14 protein-coding genes are annotated in these 16,749 nt (G+C 69.3%); 6 read left to right on the top strand and 8 right to left on the bottom strand.

Annotated features, from left to right (window positions below; all coding sequences use genetic code 11):
- Positions 1-52 precede the first annotated feature (52 nt).
- Together AC5P1B_RS24000 and AC5P1B_RS23995 are read right to left on the bottom strand one after the other, a co-directional pair.
- Positions 53-469 (bottom strand): VOC family protein, encoded by a 417-nt coding sequence (locus tag AC5P1B_RS24000; protein ID WP_493889557.1) that lies wholly within the window; start codon positions 467-469, stop codon positions 53-55.
- A gap of 10 nt (positions 470-479) precedes the next feature.
- A complete protein-coding gene (locus tag AC5P1B_RS23995) occupies positions 480-899 on the bottom strand; it encodes a helix-turn-helix transcriptional regulator (protein ID WP_493889555.1) in 420 nt (139 codons plus the stop codon).
- A gap of 319 nt (positions 900-1,218) precedes the next feature.
- Between AC5P1B_RS23995 and AC5P1B_RS23990 the strand changes: the two genes are divergently transcribed.
- The 3 genes from AC5P1B_RS23990 to AC5P1B_RS23980 all read left to right on the top strand — a co-directional run bounded on the left by AC5P1B_RS23990 (position 1,219) and on the right by AC5P1B_RS23980 (position 5,514).
- Positions 1,219-2,322, top strand: coding sequence for an amidinotransferase (locus AC5P1B_RS23990; RefSeq protein ID WP_493889553.1), 1,104 nt, complete (start codon positions 1,219-1,221; stop codon positions 2,320-2,322).
- A gap of 562 nt (positions 2,323-2,884) precedes the next feature.
- The gene (locus AC5P1B_RS23985; RefSeq protein WP_493889584.1) at positions 2,885-4,294 is read left to right on the top strand and encodes an MFS transporter; all 1,410 of its coding nucleotides are present in this window, start codon (positions 2,885-2,887) and stop codon (positions 4,292-4,294) included.
- On the top strand, positions 4,291-5,514 hold the full coding sequence (locus AC5P1B_RS23980) for an FAD-dependent monooxygenase (RefSeq protein ID WP_493889552.1): 1,224 nt from the start codon (positions 4,291-4,293) through the stop codon (positions 5,512-5,514). The genes AC5P1B_RS23985 and AC5P1B_RS23980 overlap by 4 nt, the downstream gene beginning before the upstream one ends.
- Positions 5,515-5,556: 42 nt before the next feature.
- On the opposite strand, the gene AC5P1B_RS23975 is transcribed toward AC5P1B_RS23980, so the two are convergent.
- From AC5P1B_RS23975 to AC5P1B_RS23965, 3 genes are read right to left on the bottom strand one after another with little or no spacing between them, the layout of a single operon-like run.
- A complete protein-coding gene (locus AC5P1B_RS23975) occupies positions 5,557-6,249 on the bottom strand; it encodes a response regulator transcription factor (protein WP_493889550.1) in 693 nt (230 codons plus the stop codon).
- Entirely contained in the window at positions 6,246-7,568 is a 1,323-nt protein-coding gene (locus AC5P1B_RS23970; protein ID WP_493889549.1) for a sensor histidine kinase, read from the bottom strand. The genes AC5P1B_RS23975 and AC5P1B_RS23970 overlap by 4 nt, the downstream gene beginning before the upstream one ends.
- Before the next feature lie 7 nt (positions 7,569-7,575).
- Positions 7,576-9,864, bottom strand: a complete 2,289-nt coding sequence (locus AC5P1B_RS23965) for an MMPL family transporter (RefSeq protein ID WP_493889548.1) — start codon at positions 9,862-9,864, stop codon at positions 7,576-7,578.
- Positions 9,865-10,700: 836 nt separating this feature from the next.
- Here AC5P1B_RS23965 and AC5P1B_RS23960 point away from each other — a divergent pair.
- Positions 10,701-11,210 (top strand): 6-pyruvoyl trahydropterin synthase family protein, encoded by a 510-nt coding sequence (locus AC5P1B_RS23960; protein ID WP_493889546.1) that lies wholly within the window; start codon positions 10,701-10,703, stop codon positions 11,208-11,210.
- Complete coding sequence (gene folE, locus AC5P1B_RS23955; protein WP_493889544.1) at positions 11,173-11,805, top strand: GTP cyclohydrolase I; 633 nt, start codon at positions 11,173-11,175, stop codon at positions 11,803-11,805. The genes AC5P1B_RS23960 and folE overlap by 38 nt, the downstream gene beginning before the upstream one ends.
- A gap of 242 nt (positions 11,806-12,047) precedes the next feature.
- On the opposite strand, the gene AC5P1B_RS23950 is transcribed toward folE, so the two are convergent.
- The 3 genes from AC5P1B_RS23950 to AC5P1B_RS23940 all read right to left on the bottom strand — a co-directional run bounded on the left by AC5P1B_RS23950 (position 12,048) and on the right by AC5P1B_RS23940 (position 15,392).
- Complete coding sequence (locus AC5P1B_RS23950; RefSeq protein WP_493889543.1) at positions 12,048-12,935, bottom strand: phenylalanine 4-monooxygenase; 888 nt, start codon at positions 12,933-12,935, stop codon at positions 12,048-12,050.
- A 268-nt stretch (positions 12,936-13,203) separates the two neighbouring features.
- Positions 13,204-13,539 (bottom strand): hypothetical protein, encoded by a 336-nt coding sequence (locus tag AC5P1B_RS23945; RefSeq protein WP_493889542.1) that lies wholly within the window; start codon positions 13,537-13,539, stop codon positions 13,204-13,206.
- Positions 13,540-13,955: 416 nt separating this feature from the next.
- The gene (locus tag AC5P1B_RS23940) at positions 13,956-15,392 is read right to left on the bottom strand and encodes a WGR domain-containing protein (protein ID WP_493889541.1); all 1,437 of its coding nucleotides are present in this window, start codon (positions 15,390-15,392) and stop codon (positions 13,956-13,958) included.
- 481 nt (positions 15,393-15,873) lie between these two features.
- Between AC5P1B_RS23940 and AC5P1B_RS23935 the strand changes: the two genes are divergently transcribed.
- A complete protein-coding gene (locus AC5P1B_RS23935) occupies positions 15,874-16,614 on the top strand; it encodes a class I SAM-dependent methyltransferase (RefSeq protein ID WP_493889539.1) in 741 nt (246 codons plus the stop codon).
- Positions 16,615-16,749: the final 135 nt, after the last annotated feature.

Below are 16,749 nucleotides of genomic sequence, written 5' to 3'. Positions count from 1 at the left end.
CGCGACGACATGCGCGCCTACGTGGTGGCGCGCGGGAACCAACGCTGAGAGCTCACTGCTGGCGAGGCTGGTTGAAGCGCAGCATGTTGCCGGAGGGGTCGCGGAAGGAGCAGTCGCGGACGCCGTAGGGCTGGTCGGTCGGCTCCTGCAGCACCTCGCCGCCCGCGGCGCGGATGCGCTCGAAGGTGGCGTCACAGTCGTCGGTCGAGAAGATGACGCCGCGCAGCAGGCCCTTCGCCAGCAGTTCCGCCATGGCCTGCTTGTCGGCCGGCGAGGCGTTCGGGTCCGCCAGGGGCGGTTCGAGGACGATATTGACGTCCGGCTGTGAGGGCGACCCGACGGTCACCCAGCGCATCCCCTCGAACCCGACGTCGTTGCGCACCTCCAGGCCCAGAACGTCCCGGTAGAAGGCGAGCGCCTTGTCGTGGTCGTCGACGGCGATGAAGCACTGTGAAAGCTTGATGTCCATGCGTTTCACGCTACGGGCCAGGGTCAGGTTTCGCTTCTCCGTTCCTGACCGGTCGCGTGTGGATCTTGGCGACGCAGGGCGGGATGGCGGCACCCTCGTCATGGCGGCGGGCCCGGTACGAGCTCGGGCTCTCGCCGACCAGTTCGGTGAAACGCGAGCTGAACGACCCCAGCGATGTGCAGCCGACCGCGAAGCAGACCTCCGTCACCGTCAGGTCACCCCGGCGGAGCAGTGCCTTGGCCCGCTCGATCCGGCGCGTCATCAGGTAGCTGTACGGCGTCTCCCCGAAGGCCGCGCGAAAGCTGCGGGAGAAATGGCCCGGCGACATGAGCGCGACGCGCGCCAGCGCCGGAACGTCCAGCGGCTTCGCGTAGTCGCGGTCCATCACGTCACGGGCCCGGCGCAGCCGGACGAGGTCCTCCAATATCACGTGACCACCATCCCACAACGCCAGGCGCCGCCGATGCCGACGCGGTGGAGGCCCCCGGTTGCTCGGAAAGCGCGGAGCGCCGAGGACACGCCCAGCCGACGGCCGCGAGCCGCAGCCACCCCCGGCCCCCTGGACGACCCAGCACCACTTTCAGTAACGCATTGGATACATTGAGTTTCTCGCTTTGGGTTTCTTGCTTCTGTGATCGAAAGGGGTTGAGCATGGCGGTAGTACGGAGGCCCGGCATCCTGATGGCGGCTGCGGACCACGATGCCCATACGCGGGCTGTGGACCGCGCCTGATGGCGGCGCCCTCGGACATGGCTGACGACACCGCGGAATCTCTCGTCTCGCCGGTCAACTCACACAACGAGTGGGACCCGCTGGAGGAGATCATCGTGGGGCGTCTCGACGGCGCGACGATCCCCTCCAGCCATCCGGTCGTCACCTGCAACATCCCACCATGGGCGGCGCGGTTGCAGGGGCTTGCCGCCGGCTTCAGATATCCGCGCATGCTGATCGAGCCGGCACAGCAGGAGCTCGATCAGTTCATCGCTCTCCTGCGGTCCCTCGGCATCACGGTCACCCGCCCGGACGCGGTCGACCACAGGCAACGCTTCGCGACTCCCGACTGGTCGTCGCGCGGTTTTTGCAACACCTGTCCGCGCGACAGCATGCTCGTGATCGGCGACGAGATCATCGAGACCCCGATGGCATGGCCGTGCCGGTATTTCGAGACCCACTCCTACCGCGCGATCCTCAAGGACTACTTCCGGCGCGGCGCGCGCTGGACGGCGGCACCGAAACCGCAGCTGACTGACGCACTGTTCGAGGCGGATTTCCGTGTCCCCGAGCTCGGTGAGCCCATGCGCTACATCCTCACCGAGTTCGAGCCGGTGTTCGACGCGGCGGACTTCGTGCGCGCGGGACGCGACCTGTTCGTCATGCGGAGCAACGTCACCAACCAGATGGGCGTCGACTGGTTGCGCCGCCACCTCGGGCCCGGCTATCGCATCCACGAGATCGAGAGCCGCTGCCGGACGCCCATGCACATCGACACGACGTTCCTCTTGCTCTCGCCTGGCAAAGTACTGGTCAATCCCGAATACCTCGACGTCGACCGCCTGCCCGACGTCCTGAGCTCGTGGGACATCCTGATCGCCCCCGAGCCCAACCCCATCGACGAGCGCTTGCCCAAAATCACCTCGATGTGCGGCAAGTGGCTCAGCATGAACATTCTCATGATCGACGAAAAACGGGTGATCGCGGAGCGGCACCACACCGACATGCTGCGCGCACTCGAACAATGGGGATTCGAGCCGATCCCGTGCGACCTGCTGCACTACGCGCCGTTCGGCGGCTCATTCCACTGCGCGACGCTCGATATCCGGCGTCGCGGCACCCTCGAATCCTATTTCCCTTGATCCCACCGCACTCGCGCGCGATCGCCCCCTCCGCTCCACCGTTCCGGGGCGGCCGGGAGCGGGAGCACCAACAGGAAACGCCCCCACCGCCACGGCTCTCACGGGCAGTTGGGCGCGCCGCAGCGCATTCGGTACGCCGGTTTCTCGTCCGTACCCCCGGGGGGCGCAGGCAGTGGCATGCCGTCCCCTGACGTCGGCTTGGGCAGGTCCGGGAGTCCTGGTTCGGACACCAGCCGCAAAGTAGGTCGCGGGTAGCGCGGCGCCGGTTCCCTGACCTGTCGGAAGAGGTCCCCGGTGCTCGGCTCAGCGGCCCGCCGCTCGTCCCCCGAGGGCGTGACAGTCCGGCTGGGGCCCAGGTCACTGACCTCAGGTCAAGCCCCGTTGAGGCCCGAGTCGGCCTGTAGTGCGCAGGCACCAGGACTCGTGAGCGGCTGGTCCGGGTGCACCAGGGGAAGACGGTGGCCGCGGACGATGCCCGGCCGGGGCGCCGGAGGCAAGTGTTGGAGGCGCGCGAATCTCACGCATCCCCCTTGCCAGCGGTGTCTGGAGTGATCGACAGGTGATGAAAGGGACGTCTGCGTCCGAAGCTGTGGTTTCCCCGGTCCGCGTCGGGAGGCTGGCGATCGGTGCCCTCGGCCTCTTGGCACTCGCTCTCGGCACCCTGCAATCAGTGGTGGAGCCTGCGCTCCCGCTGCTGCAACGTGAGCTGGGGGTCGGTCCTGCCGAAGGAGCGCTGGTCGCCAACACGTTACTCATCACCGGCGCGGTCGTCGCGCCCGTCGCGGGCAAACTCGGTGACCGCTACGGCGGAAAGCGGGTGCTGGTCCGGCTGATGGGCGTGGTCTCGGCCGGTGGTCTGTTGGCCGGCCTGGCGCCGAACCTGCCAGTGTTGTTGCTTGGTCAGGTATTGCAGGGCGTCATGGTGGGTGCGTTGCCCCTCTCCTTCATCCTGGTGCGCAAACACCTCCCGACAGGACAGTCACGGCTGGCCATCGGGCTGGTCATGGCGCTGTTCACGGGCGGCGGCATCGTGGGAACGCTGATTGCCGGGCCGATCGCGGAGGGACTGTCCTGGCATGGGATGTTCGCGCTGCCGACGATCGCAATCATCGCGACGACGTTGGTCGTGACGCGGCTGATGCCGCATGATCCGCCGATCCCATCGGACGACAGGATCGACTGGCCTGGCATGGTTCTGCTGAGCGGCACGTTGCTCACGTTCATGCTCGGGCTCGTGAGGGTGACGGGCGCCGGCCTGCCGCCACTCGCGGTCGGTGCCATCGCGGTGGTCGTGGCCGCCCTCGCGACCGGATGGGTCCTCGTCGAGCGCCGGGCAGCCTCGCCGATGGTCGATCTACGCATGCTGGCAAAGCCTGCGATGTGGCATGCGTGCGTGCTCACCTTCGTCATCACCACCAGTTTCGGAATGGTGACCTTTCTGCTGCCTCAGCTGTTCGCGGTATCGGCCGACGGGTACGGCTTTGGACTCAGCACCACCGACATCGGACTGTTCCTGCTGCCCGGCGCGATCGCCGGGGCGGTAGGCGATTCGGTCGGCGGGATCGCGGCGCGGCGTTTCGGTCTGTGTGCCGTGCTTATCATGGGCGCTGTCGTCACCGCGGCCACAATGATCGCCCTGGTGTTCCTGCACACCGCGGCATGGCAGCTCGTCCTCGCGAAGGTGCTGACCGCTGTCGCCGCGGGCGTCGGTACCACGGCGTTGCTCACCAACGCCGCCACCGCCGTCGGGACCAGGGACACCGGCATCGCCACCAGCCTGCTCGTGGTGACACGCGTGATCGGCGTGGCCCTGGGCGTCCAGGTCGGCGGCGCGATCCTCGACGCCGGGGCCGTCCCGATGACGGGTCGGCCCACCGAATCGGCCTTCGTCACAGGTTTCGCCATCGCCAGCCTCGTTGCCGCACTGTCACTGCTCGTCGTCCGTATCAAGCGGAAAGGAACCCAGGCATGACACCTGCCGGCCTGTCGATGGACGTGAGCACTACCGCGAAGCGCAAGGTTCTGATCTCCGGGGCCAGTATCGCCGGACCCGCGCTCGCGTACTGGCTGCACCGGTCCGGATTCGCGGTCACAGTGGTGGAGAAGGCAGGCGCGCTGCGCGACGGCGGTTATCCGATCGACGTCCGCGGTACCGCGATAGAGGTGGCCCGGCGGATGGGGATACTGCCGCGACTGCAGGACGCGCACATCGACTCGCGTCGCTGCACTTTCCTCAACGCGGATGGCAGTGAAGTGGCCTCGGTCAACCCGCGTGCCGTTGCCGGCAGTGTCGACGGACAGGACCTTGAGGTGCGTCGTGGGGATCTCACCGCGATCCTCTACGCGATGGTTCGCGACGACGTGGAATTTCTGTTCGGCGACTCCATCAACACCCTCGACCAGTCCGACCAAGGGGTCGATGTTGCTTTCCACAGTGGGCAACGCCGCACGTTCGACCTGGTGGTCGGCGCCGACGGTATGCACTCACCCACCCGGGAGTCCCTGTTCGGCCCCGAAGAACAGTTCCACCGCTACCTCGGCTACTGCTTCGCCATGTTCACCATGCCGAACACCCTCGGGCTCTCCCGCGAGCTCATGTTGTGGAACACCCCGGGGGAAGCCGCGGCCCTCTACGCCGTCGGGGACAACGACGAGCTGCACGCCTTCCTGAACTTTCACCAACCAGAACCGCCGCTCGATGCCCTCCGGAACTCCGACGCCCAGCGGGACCTGGTCGCCACGGTCTTCGCAGGCGCGGGATGGGAGGTCCCTGGCATGGTCAACGCCATGCGCGACGCGGATGACCTGTTCTTCGACACGGCCGGTCAGATCCGCATGCCCCACTGGTCCAGTGGCCGCGTCGCGCTCGTCGGCGACGCCGCGTACGCACCCTCGTTCCTCACCGGACAAGGCTCAAGCCTTGCGCTGGTCGGTGCCTACATGCTCGCCAACGCCCTGGCCACGAACCGGGCCCACACTGCGGCCTTCGCCGCCTACGAACGCGACCTTCGCGAGTTCGTAGCCATGAATCAGGCACTGGTCGGCAACGGTGCGGCCACGCTCTTCCCCACCACGGTGCGGGCCCTGGAGCGACGCAACACCATGCTGCGTGACCTCGTCACCATGCCCTCCGCGCCGGCACGACCGGCCCACTCAGCTCTTACGCTGCCCGGATTCACCCCGGTGCCGTGACCTGACCCTCGGCGGACGCGGGCCGGGGTGAGCTTGCTCGCGCTACGACAGGCGGCCGGTGCCGCCGTCGGGGGTGGCGTGGGCCAGGCCCGTCCGGTAGGCGATGACGACGAGTTGCGCCCGGTCGCGGGCCTCCAGCTTCGTCATGGCGCGCTGCACGTGGGCGCGGACGGTGAAGGGGCTGAGGAACATCCGCTCGGCGATCTCCTGGTTGGACAGGCCGGTCGCGACCAGAGCCACCATCTCGCGTTCGCGCGGGGTGAGCACGGCGAGCTGTTCGGGGTGGTGCGGCGAAGTGTCGTCCGGTGTGGCCAGGAAACGGGCGACCAAGGAGCGGGTCGCGGCGGGGGACAGAAGAGTGTCGCCGTCAGCGATCGTACGCACGGCGTCCAGCAGGTCCTCGGCCCCGATGCCTTTGCCGATGAAGCCGCCGGCCCCCGCGCGCAGCGCCTGAGCGACGTACTCGTCGGTCTCGTACGTGGTGAGGATCAGGATGCGGCTGGCACGCAGTTCCGGGTCCGCGCAGATCTCCGACGTGGCGGCGAGACCGTCCACCTCGGGCATACGGATGTCCATGATGACCACGTCCGGGCGCAGCTCCCGGGTGAGTCTCACCGCCTCCCTGCCGTCGGCGGCCTCGCCGACCACGGTGATGTCGTCGGCGGTGTCGAGAAGCATCCGGAAGGCATCGCGCAGCAGGGCTTGATCGTCGGCGAGCAGCACCCGGAGCGTCACGGCGCACCCCCGGCCTCTCCGTCGTCTGTCCGTCGGTCGCCTGTCGCCCCGTCAGCCATGCGCCCCTCAGCGGCTGTTGCTCCGTCAGTCCTCCGCGTCATGTCCTTGGCGGGCGGGAGAGGAAGCTGGGTCGAGACGAGGAAGCCGCCCTCCGGGCGCCTGCCCGCGGAGAGGTGTCCCCCGATCGCGGTGGCACGTTCACGCATCCCGATCAGACCGTAACCGGGCGGGCGGTCAGGCACCCTGGAGCCACTCGGTCCGGTGGATACGGTCGGCGCCGTACGGGCACCCCCTCCGTCGTCGGCGACGGTGATGGCCACGCGATCGCGGTTCCAGGCGAGGCGCACCCGGGCGCTACCGGTACCGGCGTGCTTGGTCACGTTGGTCAGGGCCTCCTGGACGATGCGGTAGGCGGTGAGGTCCACTCCCGGCGGCAGCGGCCTGACCGTGCCCTCCTGGTGCACCGACACCTCCAGACCCGCGCGGCGGAAGGACTCAAGGAGCGTGGGCAACCGGGAAAGCCCGGGCGCCGGTTCGGCCGGCGCAGCCACGTCCCCGGACTGACGCAGCAGACCGACCGTGGCCCGCAGGTCGTCGAGCGCGTCGGCGGTGGTCGCGACCAGCTCCTTCAGGCTCTTGCGGGTCTGCTCCGGGCGGGCGTCGAAGAGGTGGGCGGCGACTGTGGCCTGCGCGTTGGCCAGGGTGATCTGATGGGCCACGAGGTCGTGCAGTTCCCGGGCGATGCGCACCCGTTCCTCGGCCACTCTCCGGCGTGCCTCGCTGTCCCGGCTCTGCTCGGCCCGCCGGGCCCGCTCCTCCACGGCCGCCAGGTAGGCCCGTCGGTTCTGCGCCGAGTTGCCGAGTACGCCGGCCACCAGCGGGAACGCCACCACCGCTCCCATCCTGCTCGCATCCTTCCATGAGAGGTCCTCGAAAAAGGGCGTGGAGGCGACAAGCAGCGCCGCGGAGGTGAGCAACACCGCGCTCGCCGCGCGCCGTTCGGTGCGCACGGCGAGTGAGTAAGCGGTGATCACAGCGGGGGCCACGATGAGCGGGGTCAGCAGGAGGCCCAAGGGCGGCACCAGCATGCCGCACGCGGTGGTGGCCGCCATGGCGGCCAGGGGCGCCCGGTGCCGCACCTGTAGTACGACACAGGACACCACGGCGATGAAGTAGGCGGCGGCAGGCGGCGCTGACAGTGTGTCGTCGACCTGCATCACGCCGCCGAGCAGACAGAGCGCGAACGCCGTCGCCGTGATCGCTCCCTCCCGCCACCACGTGCCGCGTGGTCGCGGGCCGCCGCCACGCGTGGTCGTCATGGCGGGCTCAGTGCGGTCGCCGGCCGACGGGGAGCCGCGGCACCGCCGCGTCCGGCACGCTCGCGGAGGCCGGGACATGCCTGCTCAGTGCCTCACCCTCGATATCCACATTCGGCAGCACGCGGTTCAGGATACCGGGCAGCCACCAGGCCCGGTGGCCGAGCAGTGCCAGGACCGCGGGTCCGATCGCCATCCGGACCACGAAGGCGTCGAAGGCGACGGCGGCGGCCAGGCCGACGCCCATCGTCTGGATGGTCGGGCTGCTCATCCCGATGAATCCGGCGAACACGCTGACCATGATGATCGCGGCCGCGGCCACCACACGTCCGCTGTGCCGGAAACCGTTGACGATTGCCTCGTCGGGGGACGCGCCATGGACGTAGGTCTCCCGCATCCGAGTGAGGAGGAAGACCTCGTAATCCATGGCGAGGCCGAACACTATTCCGATGATGAGAATCGGCATCAGCGACATGACCGGTCCGGTCTGCTCGATGCCGATCAGGTCTGCCGCCCAGCCCCACTGGAAGACGGCGACGAGGACGCCGAAGGCGGCGCCCACCGACAGCAGGAAGCCGAGCGCGGCCTTGACCGGGACCAGGACCGAGCGGAAGACCACCATCAGCAGGAGCACCGCCAGGCCGATGACCACGGTCAGATAGGGGATGAGGGCGTCGGACATGGCTTCGGAGATGTCGATGTTCAGCGCGGTGGTGCCGGTCACCAGGATGTCAGCGCCCGTGTCGGCCTCGACGCCCGAGACCGCGCTCCGGATCGCGTGCACCAGATCCTTGGTCTCGCCGCTGTTCGGCGCGGTCTCCGGGACGGCGGTGAGGACGGCCGTGTCCTTGACGCGGCTGAGAACCGGATCACCGACCGACGCGACCCCCTCCACTCCCCGTACGGTCTTGACGACCAGGTCCGTGGTGGCCCGGGTGTCCGCGGACTCCGACGTGTCCACGACCACAGTCAACGGGCCGTTGAAGCCGGGGCCGAAGCCTTCTGACAGCAGGTCGTAGGCACGGCGCTGGGTGGTCTCCACCGGCCTGGACTCGTCTCCGGGCAGCCCGAGTTCGAGGCTCAGCGCCGGTAGGGCGACGACGCCGAGACCGAGTACGGCGATCACCAGCACGGCCACCGGCCGGCGCAGCACGAACCGTGCCCAGCGGGTACCGAGCCCAGGCCGGCCGGCCGCGGTGGGCACCGGCTGCGGGCGCTCGCTTCCCGGCCGGGTGGCCTTGCGGACGGCGCGGGACAGTACCCTGCCCCCAGCCCTCGGCTTCGCTCCAGCAGGGGATACCCCCTTGCCGGAGAAGCCGAACAGCGCGGGGATAAGGGTCAGTGCGACGAGTACGGCAAGGGCCACGGCGCCCGCGCCGCCCATGCCCATCTTGGTGAGTTCGGGGATTCCGACGACCCCAAGGCCGACCAGGGCGATGCACACGGTCGCGCCGGCGAAGACGACGGCGGAGCCGGCCGTGCCCACCGCCCGGCCGGCGGCCTCCTCCGGCTCGCTGCCCTGGGCGAGCTCGTCGCGGAAGCGGGAAGTGATGAAGAGCGCGTAGTCGATGCCGACCGCAAGGCCCAGCATCAGCGCCAGGATGGCAACGGTGGACGTCAGGCCCAGCGGAACGGCCAGCGCGGAGACCAGGCCGAAGGCGATGGCCACGCCCACGAAGGCGGTCAGCAGCGACAATCCGGCCGCGACCAGCGACCCGAGGGCGAGGACCAGCACCACCGCCGCCACCGCCACGCCGATGATCTCCGTCGTACCGCCCGGTTCCTCTTCCGATTCCAGAGCCGAGCCGCCGATCTCCACGGTCAGCCCCTCGTCCCGGGCCTGGCTCGCGGAGTCCTCAAGGGCGGTCTTCGTCGTCTCGGTCAGGTCGACGGCGTCCGCGGTGTAGATGATCGTGGAGTAGGCGATGGTGCCGTCATTGCTGACAGCGCCGGTCTCGTAGGGGTCGGTGGTCGACGCGACCTGATCGCCCCCGTCCAGCGAGCCGAGCGTGTCCTTGACGGCCGCCTGGTTCTCCCTGGCCGTCACCCGCTGCCCGTTCGGGGCCTGGAAGACCAAGCGGGCCTCGGCACCCTGGGAGTTGCTCTCGGGGAAGCGCTCGTCCAGCAGGTCGAACGCCTTCTGCGACTCGGTGCCGGGCATGGAGAGGTCCTCTTCCTCCCCGGTCGGCGCCATGGCAGCGGCGACCCCGGCCAGCACCAGGGCACCCAGCCACAGCCCCCCTACGAGCCGACGCCGGCGGAAGGCCCACCGTCCGATCCGGTAAAGAAATGTCGCCACCTGTTGATCACTCCAGACACCGCTAGGCAAGGGGAACGCGTGAGATCCAACGCCTCCAACACTCGCCTCCGGCGCCCCGGCCGGGCATCGTCCCCGGCCGCCGTCTTCCCCTGGTGCGCCCGGACCAGCCACTCACGTGTCCTGGTGCCTACGCACTACCGGCCGGCTCGGGCCCGCCCCAACTCGCCAAGACACTCAACGTGCTGCCCTCTCCCGTACGCAGGCCACGAGGCCGCCCGCGGACGCGGCAAGACCATGGGCGGCGCCGACGTCACCGACAACGACACGCTGTCGTGATCCCCGCTGCTTTGCGGCTGTTGTCCGAGCTAGGACATCGGGGCCGTGTACGGACCGCTGGAGAGCAAATGGAGCCACCACCACGCGACGCACTGCGGGTGCGGACAGGACTGGCTCACCGCGCACGCCGTCCCGGCCGGGTTCACCGTCCTGCCCCGGGGCAGGACCTGCTACGTGGCCCGCGGCAGCAGCGGCTTCTCACCCACCTCCCACCGCGACAGCGTCGGCAACGGGCCCTTCATCGCGGTGCCAGTGGCGAGCGGTTGCCGCGGCGGTACCGTGGCCGCAGGACCCGCCCGTGGGGTCGGCTCGCTGCACGCGCCAAGCGAGGCGGTGCCGAGGGTGCGGGCGCCGCGGATCTGGGTCATCCTGTCTGGGAGGCCTTACGCTGCGCGTTCTCCTGTCCCGGTGACATGCTGCCGCGCGGTGCGGGGGACCGGTCGCATCGAGGCTGCCCCCTGCGATGCGGGTCTGGCGAGCGCCGCGTCGTGCAATTCCTCCGGAGTGCCCGACGGGAACACTTATGCATGTGAGGTTCCATGACGCACCACATCAGCGTTCGCCACAATTTCGAGACGGCGCACCGTCTCCCCGTGCTGCCGGGCAAGTGCCAGAACCTGCACGGTCACTCCTGGTGGGTGGAAGCGACCGTCAGCGGCCCGCGCCTCAGCAACTGCACTCTCGTCGAATTCGGTGCCCTCAAGAGCCGCCTGCGGTCCTGGATCGACACGAATCTTGACCACGGTGCGATGCTCTCGGTCGACGACCCCCTTGCCGAGGTCCTCGCTGCGCACTCCAGCAAGGTCTTCCACTTCGGACGGCAGGACGCTGACGGCGATGAGCGGTTCGCCGCGGACCTGGAGTGGCCCACGGTGGAAGCGGTGGCGGTCCTCCTCGGCCGGGCTGCCACCAGTCTTCTCCAGACCCTTCCCGGCGCCCCCGGCACCTGCGTCTCGCGCGTTCAGGTCCAAGAGACCCGCACCAACACCGCCCAGTGGGAAAGGTGCACCGATGCAGCCAGCCTCCGGCAACTGGGCCAGGCAGGATGAGCGTCACCGCGCCGCGGGGCAGTCTGTCGCTACTGCGACAGCCCACGCGCAGGCGATGCTCCAGGCGCTGGGATTCGACACCGAGGCGCCCGGAACCCGGATCACGGCGCACCGGCTGGTCAAGGCCATTACCGAGATGACCGCCGGCCTGCACGTGGACCCCACTCGCCATCTGACCGTCAGGTTTCCCTCCGAGGGGCCCGGCCAGTCACTGATTGCCGCAGTGGGTGTTCCCTTTGTGTCCTTGTGCGAGTATCATCTGCTGCCGTTCAGCGGCCAGGCCACCATCGCCTACCTGCCCGCCGACGGTGCTTCGATCGTCGGGCTGTCGAAACTGGCCCGGCTCTTGCAGGATTACGCCGCCCGGCCCCAGATGCAGGAACGGCTCGGGAGCCAGGTGACCTGCGCATTGGACACCTGCCTGACCACCGGCGGCTCAGCCTGCCTCATCCGCTCCGTACACGCCTGTATGACACTGCGCGGAGTCCGCGCCCACCAGGCCGCCATGGTCACCAGCCACCTGACCGGACAGCTGGACACCGACGCCTCGCTGCGCTCGCAGGTGCTCGCGCTCGCTCCGGACGCCACGCGATGAGCTTGTCGCTCCGGGAGGGAGCGCTTGGCCGTCAGGGGGCGTCAGTTGGTCCGGGCGGGGGGCAGGCGGGCGGGATCGCTCCGGTGATCCGCATCGTGACACCTCCATCCGTGGCCGTGGCGTGGCCGTGGCGTGGCCGTGGCCTCTCACCGTGCCGGGTCCGGCCCTGCCGCCGGATCAGCGGGAGCCAGGCCGTGCGGGGCCTGGAGGGCTTGTCGTGCGGACCTGGAGGGCCTGGCCGCTCACATGTCCCACCGCTGCTCGTGGAGAACCTCGGGCGGGATGCCCAGCCGGTCGGCTGTGTCATCGTCGAAGCTGTCAAGAAAGCCGCTCAGCGCGTCTTCCAGGTGGTCCATGGAACGGGCGGTGAACAAGACCGGCTGGTAACCCGAAATCCGGAAGGGGATACGCACCATCGCCGGTATGTCCCAGTCGTGGATTTCTGTCCCCGGCAGGCGGGCCAGTTCACCGTACGACGACAGCAGCGCCGCGCCGTAGGCCTTCGTCTTGCCCGCATCGGCCACCACGCCGTACTCCAGGGTGAACCAGAACACCCGGCTGAGCAGTTCCACGGCCTCCTCGGTGCGCACCCGTGAGGCGGCGCACCCGAAGAGGCGGTACAGGTGGGCGAACCAGGGCGACGCCAGTTGGGTGCAGTGCCCGCACACATCGTGGATCATGTCCGGTTCCGGGGTGTACAGGGGCAGGGCCGGGTGACGCAGGTACTGCACGGCGTAGAAGTACCCGTGTGGCAGCGCCTCCAGGGTGCGACGGGTGGGCACCAGGCCGTCGGCCGGAGCAAGGCTGAACCCGGTCAGGGCCTTCAGCCGGGCCGTCACTTCCGCGTGCTGCGGGATGTGGTCGGCGGGCAAGGCCACCTCCTCGCGCGCGTGGAGCACAGCGGCGCAGGCGTGGGCGTCCTGGGCGGGCGTCAAAGCCGTGCGTACCGCACTCCACAAGCGGTGCTCGTCGTCCCGGTACACCACGGACGGCGACGGATCGCCTGCTTCACGTCCGCTGACCAGCGCCGCCACCGCGTCCCGCCGCTCCCGGTAATGATGATCTCGCAGGCTCGGGTGGCGATCGGCCGGCCCCAGATCACCGTGGGGAGATATCGGGGTCAAGTGCATCAATGTGTGCATATCTTTTTATTACCCCCTGGGCGGCGACCTCACCATTCGCAGGCGGGAACGGTGTCCGCCCTCCCTGTATGGTCACCCGCCGTCCATCTCCGACAACGGGAGGGCGAAGTGCAGCCGCACTCCCTGCCAGCCGTTGGCGGAGACCTCTACCCGGGCAGGGCGCAGCCCTGGCGCGACAGCTCCTCGACCGGGGACCGGGCCAGCACCTTGAAGGAGTCCGCGCCGCAGCCCGGGCGCTGGTGGGGGGCAGCCAGGACTACGTCTGTGCACTCGTGAAGGCGCCGCTGTCCGCGTCGGCGCGGCGCAGCTCACCGAGCTCCTCCAGACGCAGGACGCACACGGCCAGGCGCATGGCCTCGCGCACGGTGCCGATCTTGAGCCGTTCACCGATCTCCGACAGCCGGGCGGAGGAGCCGGGGATGGTGCGGAGTATCCGGCGGACGTCGTCGCTGTAGTCGTGGGAGGCGCTGATGTCCTGTTCGGAGAGGAGGTCGCGCCACAGGAAGCCGTCCTTCGCGGGCGCGTAGCTACTCAGCTCGACCCAGCACTGCGGTTCGGGCGCGGCGTCGAGGTGGACGATGTCCAGACTCATGGGCGGTGGTCCTTCCGCGGGGCATGCGCGGGCAGCCGGAGGTGCCGAGCGCCTGCCGACGTGCTCGGCGCGAGAAGCGCCCGCGGCATGCCGGCCAGCGTCAGGCTCATGGGAATGCTCGGCCCCAGGCAGGGCCGCCACGGCGAGGGGAACACCCTGCCGGTGCCCATTTTAGTGAGCCTCCCGCTCCTGCCAAGCGGATCGGCGCCTGTGAACTCGGAACTTGATGCTCGAAGTACGGTTCTGGGCGCGGGTATTGGCCCGAACAGCTCCCCACGCTTCGTTCGCCTCCGGCCCCGCTCACCACGGCGTCGGCGGGGCCGACCGCACCTACCCCGATTGTCAGTGATCCGCTGGCATCCGCCCGGCGGGACGAGCGCCGTCCTCGGACTCGTCCCGCCGGGCGGTGCCGGGGCTCACAGCATGCGCTTGATCTCCCCGCGGGCGCGGTAGAAGCCGCCGTGGGCGGCGGGGCGGACTTCGGTGACCACGTAACGGGCTCCGGTGACCCGGAGGTCCTTGGGGAACTGCACGCGCCAGCCCGGATCGAAACCAGGGGAGACGACACGGACGCGGATGCGGTCGCCTTCCGGGAAGCACTCGACCACCACGCCGTCCGCCGCGTCGGCGGTGACCGTGTCCAGGCTCTGCGAGGGCACGACTCGCTCCCAGCCGGTCGCCTTGATGTCGGCCGTACGCGGCAGCCGCCCGCCTTCCGCTTCGCGTACGGCGGTCTCACCGGCGTCGATGCATGCCAGTGATCCGTCGGTGGTGACGATGTACAGGTGTTCGTCGCGGTACTGCATGGAGTATGCGGAGCCGCAGCCGGTGCCCAGCTTCCACAGGCGGGTGCCGTCGGCGGTGAAGCAGTAGATGGAGGAGTGGTTGTCCCCGGCGAAGACGTACCGGCCGTCCGGGGACGTGGCGCAGGAGAACACCGCGGCGTCACATCGGTATCGGGCCCGTTCGCGGCCGTCCGCCTTGGCCATGCGGTGGACCCAGCCCTGGCTGGTTCCGGCGAAGACCTCCTCGGCCTCCTGCCAGCCGAACAGCACTGATCCCTGGGTGGGCGTCGACCACAGCGGGACGCCATCGCGAGCCCCGTACCGGGCGACTCCACTCGAATCTCCGTGGTAGACGCCGTCGTCGTCACAACGGATCATCCAGGCGCTGGTGCCGCGGCCGTTGCGCCGCCACTGGAAGTCGTCCTCGTGGTCAACGGTGGTGACGCCGCCGCCCGCGTCGGAGACGCCAAGGATGCCGTCGTGGATGTCCAGCCAGTAGATGTCGACGTCCTCGGCTATCTCGTAGGCGACGTGCGGCACCTTGCCGCTGAGGTCGTACACCCGGCCGTCGTCGCAGCCCGCGTAGATCCAGAAATCGTCGGCGACGATGCACTTCACACCGTCGGGCAGGCCGAACCGCCCGGTGACCCGGCCGTCGTGGGCGAGTGTGAAGACGTCGCCGTGCTCGTTACCGACCCACACGTGCTCGGCGTCGACGAAGATGCCGAACGCGGCGGCGCCGGAGGAGAACCGCCATACCACCGGGGCCTGACGAGCTGTGGACCGGCTGCTGACGATCTGGCGGCGCGTGATCGGACGGCTCTGCCGCACGCCGCGTACGGCCGGGACGTAGCCCTTGCGTACCTTCTCACTGACCTTGCGGGCCGCGGCCTCCGCGGCCTTGGCGGAGGTGGGGAAACGGGAAGACCGGACCTGGCCCTTCTCTCCGATCCGCCCGAAGGAGATCGTCACCTCGGTGCCGGCGTGCCGCACCTCGTAGAACTTGTGCGCACCGCCGCCCTCCTCGGACAGCTCCAGGTAGGTGGTCGAACCGGTGACAGCGGGCATGGCTGACCCTTCTTCAGGCAGGACAGGAGACAGGCAGAGGCCGAAGTGCCCCGGTAGAGCGGCCCCTTGGCGATACAACGACCCTAGGGCCGACCACTGACAATCAGGTCCTCGCACGGAGCGGGTAGCTGCTCGCCGCGGCCTGGCGGCTACGGACGCGCTGAGCCGGTGTCGATGACCCGACCGGGTCTCTCGTTCGTGGTGGCGCTTTCCGCCGGGGTCCAGGGGCCAGCAGGTCGGAGGCGCGCAGGATCAGCGGCGTCGCGGCGGCGTTGCCGACCTTCGAACGCCGCGCATGCCCCCAGCAGCTTGCCGAGACCGCCCTCGTACAAGGAGCCGGGACGATGTCCGCATCTTTGTGGCTTCTGCCTAGTACGACGGTCTGCCGGGGTGCGCGAGACTGCCCGCCAGAGGCTGCGGCGTGTCCCGGGAGCGGGAGGCCGAGGTCAAGGGCATGACGAAGCACAGGGGAGGACAGCACGTGAGCGTGCAGCAGTATGACGAGATCGGTGAGGCGTACGAGGGCTTCAAGTCCCTGCCGCTGGAGCACTACGCGGCAGTGCCCGGCTTCCTGGCCATGGTCGGGGATGTGCGCGGCAAGTCGGTCCTCGACCTGGCCTCCGGCACCGGCTTCTACAGCAGGGAGTTCAAGCGGCGCGGTGCCGCGGACGTGCTCGGAGTCGAGATTTCCAGCGAAATGGTCGCCGTGGCCCGGAAGTTGGAGGAGCGCAATCCGCTGGGTGTGCGCTATGAGGTGGGCGATGTGTCCGCCCTGCGGCCTCTCGGGCGGCGCTTCGACGTCGCCACAGCGGTCCAGCTGCTCAACTACGCGGAGGACATCGCCGCCATGGAGCGGATGTGCCGCGCCGTGCACCGGAGCCTGGCGCCCGGCGCTGAGTTCTTCGTGCTCAACCAGTCACCCGACTACCGCTTCGACGGGCCGCCCATGGACAAGTACGGCTTTCGCCCCGAGCTGACCGGCGAGGAGGCCGAGACCGGACCGCGCGTCCGGCTCACGGCGCTGCTCGACCCGCCGATCGAGTTCGTCACCACCCGCCCGCGCCGCGAGGTCTACGAAAAGTGTCTGCGGGCGGCCGGATTCGGCCAGGTGACCTGGGTCCCACTGAACGTGTCCGACGCCGGCGTGCGCGAGTTCGGTGCGGACTTCTGGGCGGACTTCCTCGCCAACCCCCCACTGGAGATGCTGCGCTGCCGCGCCTGACGGTGGACCGGACACCCGGTGGCCCGACCTCTGGAACGCACCTGAACGGGGGCCGGGCCGTCACGGCCATCCTCACCGAGGCCGCGGCCAACCGAGGGCCTGGACGTGGCCGGAGTCCGCGGCCGCGGCCGTGTC

The sequence above is a fragment of the Streptomyces sp. A01 genome, assembly GCF_059026195.1.
This window is presented reverse-complemented; position numbering and strand designations above follow the sequence as displayed.

Bases quoted from the DNA above. Each gene is read 5' to 3' on its own strand.
- AC5P1B_RS23960 (WP_493889546.1), top strand. From the start codon at position 10,701: ATGACGCACCACATCAGCGTTCGCCACAATTTCGAGACGGCGCACCGT.
- AC5P1B_RS23980 (WP_493889552.1), top strand. From the start codon at position 4,291: ATGACACCTGCCGGCCTGTCGATGGACGTGAGCACTACCGCGAAGCGC.
- AC5P1B_RS24000 (WP_493889557.1), bottom strand. From the start codon at position 469: ATGGACATCAAGCTTTCACAGTGCTTCATCGCCGTCGACGACCACGAC.
- folE (WP_493889544.1), top strand. From the start codon at position 11,173: ATGCAGCCAGCCTCCGGCAACTGGGCCAGGCAGGATGAGCGTCACCGC.
- AC5P1B_RS23970 (WP_493889549.1), bottom strand. From the start codon at position 7,568: ATGACGACCACGCGTGGCGGCGGCCCGCGACCACGCGGCACGTGGTGG.
- AC5P1B_RS23945 (WP_493889542.1), bottom strand. From the start codon at position 13,539: ATGAGTCTGGACATCGTCCACCTCGACGCCGCGCCCGAACCGCAGTGC.
- AC5P1B_RS23950 (WP_493889543.1), bottom strand. From the start codon at position 12,935: ATGCACTTGACCCCGATATCTCCCCACGGTGATCTGGGGCCGGCCGAT.
- AC5P1B_RS23990 (WP_493889553.1), top strand. From the start codon at position 1,219: ATGGCTGACGACACCGCGGAATCTCTCGTCTCGCCGGTCAACTCACAC.
- AC5P1B_RS23985 (WP_493889584.1), top strand. From the start codon at position 2,885: ATGAAAGGGACGTCTGCGTCCGAAGCTGTGGTTTCCCCGGTCCGCGTC.
- AC5P1B_RS23940 (WP_493889541.1), bottom strand. From the start codon at position 15,392: ATGCCCGCTGTCACCGGTTCGACCACCTACCTGGAGCTGTCCGAGGAG.